Consider the following 12,017-nt stretch of genomic DNA (forward strand, 5'->3'; position numbering starts at 1 on the left):
AGCGGGGGTGGCCCATCCCACATGGAAAAAATCAGAATCAGTCCAAGACAATTGTTTTGCTTGATTGTATTATTTGAATTAGGGAGTTCACTGGTTATCCCCTTGGGAGCCGATGCGGGGCAAGATGCATGGCTCGCCATTTTGGCAGGGCTGATAGCCGGTTTGCTTATTTTTCAGGTATACTTGTATTTGTATCGGCAATATCCAGCCATTCCTTTGACAGGCTACATACGAAAAATCCTGGGAAATGTCCTTGGGTGGCCCATTTCCTTGTTGTACGTCGCCTTTTTCATTTATGGGTCGGCTCGAATTACACGTGACATCGGCGATTTGCTGTTTAACTCTGTATATGATGAGACCCCTTTGTTTCTGCTGCATTTTCTCATGCTCGCCGCCATTACGTACGTGCTGCACAAAGGGTTTGAGGTATTGGCCAGAACCGGGGAAGTGTTTTTCGGCATCGTGATGATATTGGTCTGTGTCGGCATCCTGCTGGTGATATTTTCGGGGATCGTCCAGTTTACGCTTCTTCAGCCAGTTCTGGAGAACGGATGGGAACCAATCTTTCAGGCTGTCGTGTCGCAAACCTACACCTTTCCGTTCGGACAGATCATCTGCTTTGCCATGATTCTTCCCTATCTGGCAAAGCCGGGGCGTGCCAGACGGGCGGGGATGACGGGGTTGATTGTAAGCGGGATCATTTTAAGCCTGATAACCGCTCTGGAGATTTCCGTTCTTGGCGCTGACCTCGTCCAGCGTTCAACCTTTCCCTTGCTGATCACTCTCAGCAAGGTGGATATTGCCAATTTCCTGCAAAGACTGGATGCGCTTGTCGTCTTTACCCTGATCATCGTCAATTTCTTTAAAATCTCCATCTTTTATTATTCGGCGGTCATCGGTGCTGCCGATCTGTTCAAGGTGGATAAGCTTCGCAGCCTGATCCTCCCGATCGGGGTAATCATCCTGTTCTCCTCCATGAATATTGCCGGCAGTCATGCCGAGCATTCTGTAGAAGGGGACTTTTATTTGAAATATACGCTTGAGTTATTCGTGACCGTCATTCCGCTGTTTTTGTTGGTTGGTTCCTTTATTCGCAGACTTCTCGGCAATCGCGGGGAAAGTGGCTTTTCCACTGAACAGCAGAGGTAAGGCGATTTATCGCTTCGTTTCTTTTGCATGCTTGAAGGTGTGCGCAAAGTGAAAGACAACCACGATCAATAGGAAAATGACGAGGATATATTCAGCGGGAGACATGATCCAGAACAGGTTTGCCAGATTTTGCAAGGATGCCGGAGCACCCAGGCCGATCAAAACATCCATTGCCATTGCAAATAGCAGAGACAGGATTGTCAGGAAAAGAAAGATCAACAAGCTTTTCATGGAGTCCACCTCTTGTGGAAGAGACATTACGCGTATTTTCTGCCAATCACCACGGATTATTCCCGCAAGCATGCAGGGAGACAGTCCGGGGCTCAGAGCAATTTAGCAAAGATAGAGGAGGGCTTCTCGTGAAATATCGCAGATTGGGAAAAACAGAGTTGAAGTTGTCAGTAGTCGGCATCGGGACATGGCAATTCGGCGGCGAATGGGGTATGGATTTCTCCCAGGAGGAAGCGGATCGCATCCTGCACAGAGCCAAGGAACTGGGCATCAATCTGATCGACACAGCGGAGTGCTACGGCGATCACTTCTCGGAGCGGTTGATCGGCGGCTTCCTGAAAAAGGATCGACGGGAAGACTGGGTGGTAGCGACCAAGTTCGGCCATCACTTCCACGACAAGTTTACACGGACGAACAACTACAGTGCAGACGATGTATTGAAACAGCTGGACGCGTCACTTCTGGCGCTGCAGACCGACTATATCGATCTGTATCAGTTCCACTCCGGTCCCGATGAAGCCTTTGACAATGACGAGCTGTGGACGGTGCTGGACAAACAGGTGCAAGCAGGGAAGATTCGCCATCTCGGCCTCTCCATCGCCAAGAATGACAACATTCATCAGACAGGATCGGCCCCGAAGGTAAACGCCAAGACAATACAGGTCGTCTACAATCGGTTGGATCGTACCCCTGAGGAGCAGGTTTTCCCCGCGTGCATGGAGAATGACCTGGGGGTGCTGGCTCGCGTCCCGCTGGCAAGCGGCTATCTGAGCGGCAAGTACAAGCCGGGTTCCGTCTTTGCCGAAAATGACGTACGCCATAATCACGACCAGGAGCGCGTTCGCTCTTTGCTGCAGCAGGTCGAAGAGATCAAGCAAAACGAAGTGCCTGCGGGTACGGACATGGCACAGTGGGCTTTGGCCTGGTGCTTGAAGCATCCTGCCGTCACTGCGGTGATTCCGGGATGCAAGAGTCCATCTCAGGTGGAAGCGAACGCCAAAGCGGCAGAGCTGGTGAACGAGGACCATCCACAAGCGTGGAAGGCGTGATTGGAAAACCAATGCCATTCCCGTTTGCAAGCAATAAAACAAAACTGTTTTTCAAGCGAGAGAAAAGTAGAAACAAGGTGGTGTTTTTTTGGGTACGGTAGATTTGTCTCTTTTGCCGTGGAATGTGTTCTGGGTGGGCATCGCGTATTTTAGTGTAACGGGAGTTCTTTTCTGCTTTGGCTTTCTTCATCTGTTTCAGAAGAAGACGAAAAGCGGAGTTCTTTTCATGGGCGGAGCCGCAATCAGCGCTTATTTCTTCTTGTCCTATTTATTTACGCATCACATATAGCAGCGCCTCATGCGATCAAACAATAAAGGTATGGCATGGCCAGGTTGCCGTATCAGCGGAGGGTGAAAAAATGGACAAATAACTGTAGATGATCAGATTCAAAAAATGGAGATGAGCTTTTTGACCGTACAAAAAATCATAGAAGATGTTGCGAAACATTTGCAAGGCGTACCTGGCGTAGTAGGAATCGTATTAGGCGGGTCCAGAGCTAGAGAGACTCATCGCCCCACTTCCGACATCGACATCGGCATTTATTATGACGAAGCCGGTGGTTTTGACGCAGCCGAGATCGGAAAAATCGCCACGAAGCTGGATGACGAGCACAGAGAAAACATCATCACACCTCTGGGCGCTTGGGGTCCGTGGGTAAACGGCGGAGGATGGCTGGTCGTTCAAGGGTACCATGTGGACTTTATCTTTCGCGATGTAAACAGGGTCTCGCAAGTAATCGATGATTGCCTGTCAGGTTCTGTCACCGCGAATTACCAAACCGGGCATCCACATGCTTATTTGAATGTGATGTATATGGGCGAGCTGTCGATCTGCCGGATTTTATGCGATCCGGCCAAGAGACTAGCCGCTTTGCAAGCGAAAACCAAGCCGTATCCAAAAGCCTTGCAGCAGGCAATGATCGGGTATTTCATGTTTGAAGCATCGTTCTCTCTGATGTTCGCTGATAAAAACGTTGACAAAGATGATGTGACCTACGTGGCTGGCTGCTGCTTTCGGGCGATTGCATGCTTGAACCAAGTATTATTTGCCAAGAATGAAGAATATTGCATCAATGAGAAAAAGGCTGCAATGATGATCGACCGTTTTTCTGTCAAGCCAAAGGACTACAAGGCCAGGATCGATCAGGTCATTACCTTGTTGTCTGTAGAGGAGGCAAGCACGAGAAGAGGGGTAGAGCAGCTTCGGGAGCTGGTAGCTGAAGTGGAGCAGCTATTAGGCAGCTAACAGTACCCGCTATTTGAGCAGAAAGCACCATGCGTATGGTAGTACTCGCCCAAGAATTTGGAGTGGTATTGGGTGCTAACACATTCTTCCGTTAAACGGTTCTGATTGGTTTTTATTAAAAAAATGGGCTACTTCTCAAATAGGGTGTCTATTTTGAGGTAGCCCATTCTTACATGTTAATGAAAAATTACCATTCAGGATCTACGGACATGATGACAGATGGAGCCTTAATTAATGTTTGCTCAATATCAGAGGATAAAGCAAAAAATCCCAAAAGCAGAACTGAACACAACAGCGTTAAGAACTTTTGCATAAAAAACTCCTCCTGTTTTATTAACTATGATTGCATATATCTGAGATTTTTTCTATGATCTCAGATGGAATACTTCTTTCGCTTTCCTCAATTGACTTCAGTACAAATCCGACACAATTCATTGCCTCTTTGTATTGACCAATTTGGTTGAAATGAGTTGCACTAACCAATGTGTGATTGATTCCTTCGTCAAACTTATCAATCGAGAAATTATAAAATCCCTTAAGTCTTAAATATTTTGCCATCTTTTCAATACGTCTTGGATTCTTGATGGGAACAGAAGGGAAGAAAGTAGCCTCGGAAGCAATTATTTCGTTTACTGTATTTGTGTCTCCGAGGCGCAAGCAATCCTCTATGAGATCGACTACAATAGATATTCGACGTTCCTTATCTACAGAATGGAGCAATTCTTTGTATAGACTGATTGATTTATCATACTGACCCTTCTTTGAATAGATCATTGCTTGTATATGGTCTTGTTTGAAATCAGCAAATTGACTGTTTTTGTATTCTTTCAGGTAAACCTCTGCCAAAGTTGTATCGTCTAAATACAGGTAGGAGCCGATGACCGCAGTTAAAGCTTCGGCCTTCATATGATTATCTGATTCGTCTCTATCAAAGGCAATTTTGCAAAAGTTTATGCATTCGTCGTATCTCTGTAGTGCGTAGGCATGTATTCCCATACGATAATAGAATTGAACGTAGTCGTGCGGATCTAGATGCTCAGTATAATGTGTTAATTCTATTCCACGCTGGTAAGTTTCTTCAAGGCGAACAAAATCATCTCGCTCTAGTAAGTATCTATCTAGTAATGCTTTGGCAAGGTATCCATGACTCCTTGAATAATTAATGATGGTCTCTAAATACCTGTCGATCAGCTGTTTTTGTTCGGTAAATCCGATTATGGCAGAGAAAAAATCCTCTGGATGAACCAAGGGGGATTGTTAAAAAGAGCAAATCCAAAGAGAAGCTTAAAAACCTCATGCGAAAGATAGCCTGTGCGGCCGGCAGCTCTCTACAGGAGCTAAGCCGGCTTTTTGTTGCCCTTTCATTCCATATCTGCAGGCAAATCATCTTATTCGCCGCTAAACTATTTATTAATTTCTTGGACTGGCTTACAATAAGTTTTGCAAAAAAGTTAGTGCTGTTAAAATTTGCAATGCTGTTAGACAAGGAGATGATCTCTGCAAAGAAAGAACAGTTTCATCTAGGTAGATCAGTTCATTTTGTCCTTAATAAGAATGCGAGAACAACTCAAAAAGCCGCTGGTCAACACCTGCATCATGCGGTGTCGCCTCAGACAAAGGGTTAGAAAGGTACGATCATGAAATCAATCGCAACCAAGGCTGCAACCAAGCAGACGACTCCAAAAGACTTCAATCTCTTTGTATTGACCTGGCCCATCTTTTTGGAATTGTTTTTATTCATGCTCATGGGCAGTGCCGACACCTTCATGTTGAGCGAGGTCTCGGACAATGCCGTTTCGGCGGTTGGAGCGGCCAATCAATATATTTTTATCGCCATCTTGATCATGGAGGTTATCGGAAACGGAGCTTCCATCGTGATTGCCCAGTATATCGGCTCAAACAGACGGGAAGATGCGGCGAGAATTTCCGCCATTGCCGTCACATTGAACCTGATGATCGGCGTTGTGATCAGCACCTGTTTCATCCTGTTTGGAAAATCCCTGCTCCAGTCTGTCAATCTGCAGGGGGAGATTTTGCATTACGCGCAAACCTACATTACGATTGTCGGTGGCGGGCTTTTTCTGCAAGCAGTCATCAATACGCTGGCCAGCATTATACGGACGTATGGCTATACAAAAGAGTCGATGCTTGTATCCTTGGGGATGAATGTCATTCACGTCATCGGAAATTACCTGTTGATTTTTGGCCATCTCGGCTTTCCAGAGCTGGGAGTGGAAGGTGCAGCGATCTCAACCGTTGTAAGCCGGCTCATCTCCCTCTTTATCTTTTTCTGGCTGCTATACCGTCTGATGGAAGTCAAGATCGCGGTCCGGGATTACTTCAGCTTTTCCATGGAATACATCAAAAAAATCTTGCGGATCGGCATTCCCTCCGCGTTTGAGCAGGTAACCTACAATGCGTGTCAGACGGTGTTTCTTTATTACGCGACACTCCTCGGGGCTGTCGAGATGGCATCACGGCAATATGTCATGAACATCTCTACGTTCATCTATCTGTTTAGCTTGGCTATCGGGATGGGGACGGCGATTATCACAGGCCGCATGGTCGGAGCCGGGCGGACCGAGGAAGCGTATAAGCGGGTGTGGCGAAGCTTGCGCTGGGGCCTGTTTTTAACCATTGCCGTTAATATTGTCATTATCCTTTTCCGAGTGCCGATCATCGAGCTCTTTACGGAAGATCGGGAGATAATCGCTCTGGCGACGCAGATCCTTTTGCTTAGCATACTGCTGGAATCCGGCAGGACGTTCAACCTGATCCTGATCAACTCCTTGCGCGCGGCAGGGGATGCCAAATTTCCGGTTTATATGGGGCTGCTGTCGATGGTCTGCATGAGCCTGCCGCTCGGCTATTATCTCGCATTTTCGCTCGATCTGGGCTTGGCGGGAATCTGGCTGGCGATTGCGGCAGATGAGTGGATGCGCGGAATCATCATGTTTTTCCGCTGGAGAAGCAGAGCGTGGGAACAAAAGTCTTTGGTGCATCCATCTGCGTAAAGCGGCTGACCGTGAAAAGATGGTAAGATAGAGATGGCGACCAAAGTTTGATAGAGGAGTGAACCTGTTATGGATAAAGTAATGTTTATCGAGATCGGGATGGGGGTTGATTTGCACGGCCAAAACGTGACAAAAGCAGCCGTGAGAGCGGTGCAAAATGCAATCCACCACAACTCGATGCCGGGTCTGCGATCTGTATTGCCGAATCATGACATCAACATGATGAAAGTAAACGTCAGACTCGCTGTGCCGGCTGACATGGACAAGCTGGATTTGGCTGCCGTTCGTGCAGAATTGCCATACGGCGAAGTCACCTTTGACGTTGTCGAGGGAGGCATGCTCACGAGCAGCGGTGTCGTCCTTGCTGACAAGGAGGATAAAAATGATCTCGCTTATGTGGTCATCGCTTCTGTGGAAGTAGGCTATTGAGCGGCTGCCTGCAGCCTTACAAGGAAAAACCATTTTCCTATTTGGAAGGGAAAGGAAGAACCCGGTGATGCGTTATACCGCCGGGTTCTTTTTATTTGTTGCCTGTGAAGCGGCAACTTCCTGCAAAACGGGAGGTGCAGCTGCTCCTTGCTGCATATCGGTAAAATATTTCACGACAAACTCCCGGAACTTCTTAGCTGCCTTGGAGAGATAGCGCTTTTCATGCCACGCAAGCTGGTACGTTCGCTGACAAACCGGGCTTTCAATATCCAGCTTGATCAATGGAGATTTCTTGTCGGTTTTGCATGCGCCCACAAAAGCGACGCCGAGTCCTGCCTGAACAAGGCTGCTGATCGCGGATGGCTCATCAACCTCGCAGACGACATTGGGTTTGAACCCTGCCTGAAGACAGAACTCATCATTCATTTTCCGAAAAGGATAGCTCTCCTTGTACCCGACAAATGGATCTTGGGCCACCTCGTTCAACGATACGCTTTTTCTGGAAGCCAACCGATGCCCAGGAGGCACCGCCAAAAACACCTCCTCCTTCAGTACGGGCAATTGATGAATGCCCGCACCTTCAATAGGGACGGCAGTAAAACAAAAATCGACATCGCCGTTTTCCATAAGACGCGACATTTCCTCCAGAGAAGCTTGTGTGATCCGAAAATTCACGTTTGGGTGCAGAGCCAGAAAAGCACCTAGCGGCTCAGACAAGCGATGCAAGGTAGGAGTCGCTACATAAATGCTGCCGCGCTCCATCCCCGCCATATCGGCCACCTCTCTGCGCCCTTCTTCCAGTGCAGTCAACGCCGTTTCCACCTTTTTCAAAAATGCCTGGCCGAACATATTGAGGCGGATTTGTCTGCCTTGACGGTCGAACAACGGAACGCCGAGATCCTCTTCAAGCCGTGAAATGGTCTTGCTGAGAGCAGGCTGTGCAATACGCAGCTCTTGGGCTGCCTTCGTCATATGCTCAAGTCTGGCAACTGTCCGAAAGTAGTGCAACTGCAGCAGTTCCATATCATCTATCACCCCGGATTCATATCCCCCAGTATATGTAGAGATATATTAATAAATATTTTTATTTCTATAGTATCGATTGTAGAATAAATCGTGCGAGACGACAACAGTGAAACAACCTGGTGAAACCGTGCATGTAGAGGACACACAAAGGTGACGCACATCAGAACAATCTGAAAGAAAGGGGAGTTTACCCATAAACAAGATTGATGTACATCAAGCGGGAGAAAAATTGATTCGACTATTGGCTGTCACGCTCGTCATCTCAGTGATGAGCGCGACTATGTTCAATATCGTTCTGCCTGAGATCAGATCTGATTTTCAACTTTCCTTCGCGCAGGTCAGCTGGGTGTCGGTCTCGTACATGCTGATTTATGCGATCGGAAGCGTCACGTATGGCAAACTGGCGGACACATACAGGCTGAAAAGCTTGCTCACCTTTGGACTGGCAGCCTTTGCAGTTGGCTCGATGATCGGTCTGGCCGCACAAGCATTTTGGATGGTTCTGCTTGGACGGATTTTACAGGCAGTAGGGGCTTCGGTTATTCCGGCAACAGGCATGATCATACCGATCCGCTATTTTCCACCGGAGAGCAGGGGACGCGCTCTGGGCATATCTGCTACGGGACTTGCGCTGGGTGGGGCGCTTGCGCCAATTGTAGCGGCGTTCGTTGCTAGCTTTGTCCATTGGCGGTGGCTGTTCTGTATCCCTCTTCTCACCCTTATTACGCTCCCGTTTTATCGAAAGTATTTGGACGATGAGCCCGGACGGAAAGGCAAACTGGATTGGATCGGCGCTGGTTTGCTGGCAGGAACGGTGGCTCTGGTGCTTTTGGCTGTTACGAATGGAGGATGGATGCTCGCATTGGCTGGAGCCATCTTGCTTGCCTTGTTTTTGCTTCACATCCATCGTTCAACCGAGCCTTTTGTCCAACCGAGACTGTTTGCAAACAAAAGCTACTCGCTCATGCTCGTGCTTGCTTTTCTGGCAAGCGGAATCGGCTACGCGCTTCCTTTTCTAAGCCCGCAGATGCTGTCCCAACTGAATCAACTCGCTCCCGGAGTCGTCGGTTTTGTCATGGTGCCGGCCGCTATCTCGGCGGCCATTCTGGGAAGGACTGGCGGGAAGCTGGCAGATTCAAAAGGAAATCCCTTTTTGTTCTATACGGCTACGGCATTGCTCTTTATCTGCTTTGTCCTGCTGTCATTCTTTGCCGGGTTCTCCCCGGTCCTTATCGCCGTCATTCTCATCTTCGGCAATGTGGGCCAGACGTTCATTTTAATTGCACTATCCAATACGACCTCCAAACTGCTGCCTAAGGATCAGGTTGGGGTCGGCATGGGAATGATGTCTCTCTTGAACTTTATCGCTGGAGCTGTTTTTGCAAGTGTTTACAGCAAAATCGTCGATCTGGGGAGCGGCTCCGCCGGTAACGTGATCGTTGCCCCTTTATCCGGCGAGGCATCTGTCTACAGCAGCATCTATTTTGTCTTGGCGTGTCTGTACATCGCCATGGTGTCGATTTACTTCACATTGATGAGAAAAACGAGTCAGGCAGGAAAGCTTCATGCGGATGCCTGATGACGGGAATTCGTGTACCCGTGAACGCAACACAATCGTAGAGCAAGAAAGGCAAAGAGAGGATGAAGATCATGAAAGGAAGACCTGTCTGGTCATCATTCTTGCTTAGCTGTTTCCAGAGAAGACGCTTATCGATTTTATCCGGCTTGTTCTGACGAGCGTGAAATAATTCGGATCGGGAATAACGGCGGCGGTCAGATAAGGGGGATACAAGATGCAAAAAGAAAACAGAAACGGAATATTTCTCATAACGGGAGTCATGGCTGCAGGAAAATCAACGATCGCACAAATGCTTGCGGAGAAATTCGAAAAGAGTGTCCACCTGCGGGGAGATGCGTTTCGGAAGATGATCGTCAACGGAAGAGAAGAAATGCTGCCGGAGACATCCCAAGAGTCCGTCCGGCAGCTCAGCCTGCGGCATGAAATAGCGGCTTCGACCGCTGATCGATACTACCGTGCGGGATTTACCGTCGTTTTGCAAGATGTCATAATCGGTTCCTTCCTCGCTGAAACCGTGACGAGGATTCAAAGCAGGCCTTTGTATGTAATCGTTCTGGCTCCCCGTCCGGAAGCCGTAATGGAGAGGGAGAAGAGTCGCCCAAAAACAGGGTACGGACTTTGGACGGCAGACGAGCTTGATCGGCGCTTGCGGGAAGAGACACCCAAGATCGGTCTGTGGCTGGATACCACCAACCAAACCGCAGCGCAAACCCTCGATGAAATATGGGGGAGGGTGTGGGCCCAAGGAATCATCGAAGAAACAGACAGTCCATACTAGCAGGAGTCATCCTCCCGCCCGCGGCGCGCTCTCGAATCCGATTTTTTTATGCGTCCCGTCACAGAAAGGCTTTTTCTCTGAATGACCGCAGCGGCAAAGTGAAAACGTGGAGCCTGCCTCAAACCGGCCGCCGAGCGCATCTATCAGGTCAACATTGCCGTTGACGCGGATGGAGCCGTTATCGTTGATTTTTATCGTGACTTTCTCGTTTTCCAGATTTCATCACCTCGGAAGGATGATCGTGAGTATTGTTCCGGCCAAGCTTGTCATCTCGGAATTTGTTTTCCGGTTTACACCAGCAGACCCTTTTTAAATAAAGGGATCGATCATAATCAGCCAGAGGAAATCCTCTTATGGCTTTAGTACGACTTTAATGCAGCCATCCGTCTTTGTGTCGAAGATCTCATAGCCGTGTTCTGCTTGATCCAGCGGCAAAACATGTGTCACGATGTCTCCGGGATCGACTTTTCCTTCCGCAATCAAGTTGTACAAATGCGGCATGTAGTGAATGATAGGGGCTTGTCCGGTTCTGAGATTCACATTCCGTTGAAAAATGTCGCCGAGCGGGAAAGCATTGTATCTCATCCCGTACACACCCGTAATCTGAATGGTGCCGCCTTTGCGAACAGCCTGGGTTGCGATGACGATGGCGCCCATGGCACCGCCTTGCAGCTTGAGACCTGTCGCTATCATTTCCAAAGGCGTCATTTTCCCGTCCATTCCTACACAGTCGATGACGACGTCCGCTCCGCCTTTGGTCATTTCCTTCAAATGATTGCCGATATTTTCTTCTGCCTCAAAGTTGACAATCTCGACTTGATTGGTTCGCTTGGCATGCTGCAAACGGTAGTCGATATAGTCAACGGCGATCACTCTTTTTGCCCCTTTGAGCCAGGCAAATTTTTGGGTAAGCAAACCTACTGGCCCGCATCCGAGAACGATTACCGTATCTCCCTTTTTCACGCCTGCATTGTCTACACTCCAGTAAGCTGTAGCCATGGCATCGGACATCAACACGAGTTTCTCATCTTCAATCTCGCAGTCATCCGGGATGCGAAAAGGGACAAAATTGGCGTAGGGGACACGCAAGAACTCTGCTTGTCCACCTGCATACCCGCCGGCCGTTTCCGAATAGCCGAAAAATGCGCCCGTTTCGCCGTGAGGGTTGGAATTGTCGCATTGACTTTCCAACTGGTTTTTGCAATAGAAGCATTCGCCGCAGCTGATATTAAAAGGGATAATCACACGGTCGCCCTTTTTAACCTTGATGACATTCGGACCCGCTTCCTCGACAATCCCCATTGGTTCGTGACCGATGATAAAGTCCTCGGGCATGTTGGGTATCATGCCGTGAATCAAATGCAAATCAGAGCCGCAGATTGCAGTGGATGTCAGCCTGACAATGATATCGTCCGGCTTTTCAATTTTAGGATCGTTGACCTCTTTTACCTTGACATCTTTGAACCCTTGATACGTAACAGCTTTCATGATTCACCTCCCGTGTGTATTATCCCCT

General features: G+C 48.4%; 13 protein-coding genes. 8 read left to right on the forward strand and 5 right to left on the reverse strand.

The window, feature by feature from the left end; translation table 11 throughout:
* The first annotated feature begins 21 nt into the window (after positions 1-21).
* Positions 22-1,149, forward strand: a complete 1,128-nt coding sequence (locus NST96_RS13740; RefSeq protein WP_024984846.1) for a GerAB/ArcD/ProY family transporter — start codon at positions 22-24, stop codon at positions 1,147-1,149.
* Positions 1,150-1,155: 6 nt separating this feature from the next.
* Here NST96_RS13740 and NST96_RS13745 read toward each other — a convergent pair whose 3' ends face one another.
* Entirely contained in the window at positions 1,156-1,380 is a 225-nt protein-coding gene (locus NST96_RS13745; RefSeq protein ID WP_251247484.1) for a hypothetical protein, read from the reverse strand.
* Positions 1,381-1,508: 128 nt separating this feature from the next.
* Between NST96_RS13745 and NST96_RS13750 the strand changes: the two genes are divergently transcribed.
* The 3 genes from NST96_RS13750 (at position 1,509) to NST96_RS13760 (ending at position 3,675) form a co-directional block, all read left to right on the forward strand.
* Entirely contained in the window at positions 1,509-2,429 is a 921-nt protein-coding gene (locus tag NST96_RS13750; protein ID WP_342406516.1) for an aldo/keto reductase, read from the forward strand.
* An 88-nt stretch (positions 2,430-2,517) separates the two neighbouring features.
* Positions 2,518-2,718 carry a hypothetical protein gene (locus NST96_RS13755; protein ID WP_003386797.1) on the forward strand — a complete coding sequence of 67 codons (201 nt, stop codon included), beginning with the start codon at positions 2,518-2,520 and terminating at the stop codon, positions 2,716-2,718.
* A gap of 111 nt (positions 2,719-2,829) precedes the next feature.
* Positions 2,830-3,675 carry a nucleotidyltransferase domain-containing protein gene (locus NST96_RS13760; protein WP_122958557.1) on the forward strand — a complete coding sequence of 282 codons (846 nt, stop codon included), beginning with the start codon at positions 2,830-2,832 and terminating at the stop codon, positions 3,673-3,675.
* A gap of 333 nt (positions 3,676-4,008) precedes the next feature.
* On the opposite strand, the gene NST96_RS13765 is transcribed toward NST96_RS13760, so the two are convergent.
* On the reverse strand, positions 4,009-4,923 hold the full coding sequence (locus NST96_RS13765) for a hypothetical protein (RefSeq protein WP_342406517.1): 915 nt from the start codon (positions 4,921-4,923) through the stop codon (positions 4,009-4,011).
* 389 nt (positions 4,924-5,312) lie between these two features.
* Here NST96_RS13765 and NST96_RS13770 point away from each other — a divergent pair, with 389 nt between their 5' ends.
* The gene (locus tag NST96_RS13770) at positions 5,313-6,689 is read left to right on the forward strand and encodes an MATE family efflux transporter (protein ID WP_003386789.1); all 1,377 of its coding nucleotides are present in this window, start codon (positions 5,313-5,315) and stop codon (positions 6,687-6,689) included.
* A 69-nt stretch (positions 6,690-6,758) separates the two neighbouring features.
* Positions 6,759-7,118: a Lin0512 family protein gene (locus NST96_RS13775; protein ID WP_003386788.1), complete on the forward strand. Its 360-nt coding sequence runs from the start codon at positions 6,759-6,761 to the stop codon at positions 7,116-7,118.
* Between the two features lie 72 nt (positions 7,119-7,190).
* On the opposite strand, the gene NST96_RS13780 is transcribed toward NST96_RS13775, so the two are convergent.
* Complete coding sequence (locus tag NST96_RS13780; RefSeq protein WP_311068443.1) at positions 7,191-8,141, reverse strand: LysR family transcriptional regulator; 951 nt, start codon at positions 8,139-8,141, stop codon at positions 7,191-7,193.
* A gap of 232 nt (positions 8,142-8,373) precedes the next feature.
* Between NST96_RS13780 and NST96_RS13785 the strand changes: the two genes are divergently transcribed.
* Both NST96_RS13785 and NST96_RS13790 read left to right on the forward strand, forming a co-directional pair.
* Positions 8,374-9,723, forward strand: coding sequence for an MFS transporter (locus NST96_RS13785; RefSeq protein ID WP_227277986.1), 1,350 nt, complete (start codon positions 8,374-8,376; stop codon positions 9,721-9,723).
* A gap of 214 nt (positions 9,724-9,937) precedes the next feature.
* Positions 9,938-10,501 (forward strand): AAA family ATPase, encoded by a 564-nt coding sequence (locus tag NST96_RS13790; protein WP_003386783.1) that lies wholly within the window; start codon positions 9,938-9,940, stop codon positions 10,499-10,501.
* A gap of 6 nt (positions 10,502-10,507) precedes the next feature.
* On the opposite strand, the gene NST96_RS13795 is transcribed toward NST96_RS13790, so the two are convergent.
* Both NST96_RS13795 and NST96_RS13800 read right to left on the reverse strand, forming a co-directional pair.
* On the reverse strand, positions 10,508-10,717 hold the full coding sequence (locus tag NST96_RS13795) for a CDGSH iron-sulfur domain-containing protein (protein WP_081607731.1): 210 nt from the start codon (positions 10,715-10,717) through the stop codon (positions 10,508-10,510).
* 135 nt (positions 10,718-10,852) lie between these two features.
* Positions 10,853-11,989 (reverse strand): zinc-dependent alcohol dehydrogenase, encoded by a 1,137-nt coding sequence (locus NST96_RS13800; RefSeq protein ID WP_122958543.1) that lies wholly within the window; start codon positions 11,987-11,989, stop codon positions 10,853-10,855.
* Positions 11,990-12,017: the final 28 nt, after the last annotated feature.

Source organism: Brevibacillus sp. FSL K6-2834 (genome assembly GCF_038592925.1).
GTDB classification, from domain to species: Bacteria; Bacillota; Bacilli; order Brevibacillales; family Brevibacillaceae; genus Brevibacillus; species Brevibacillus borstelensis.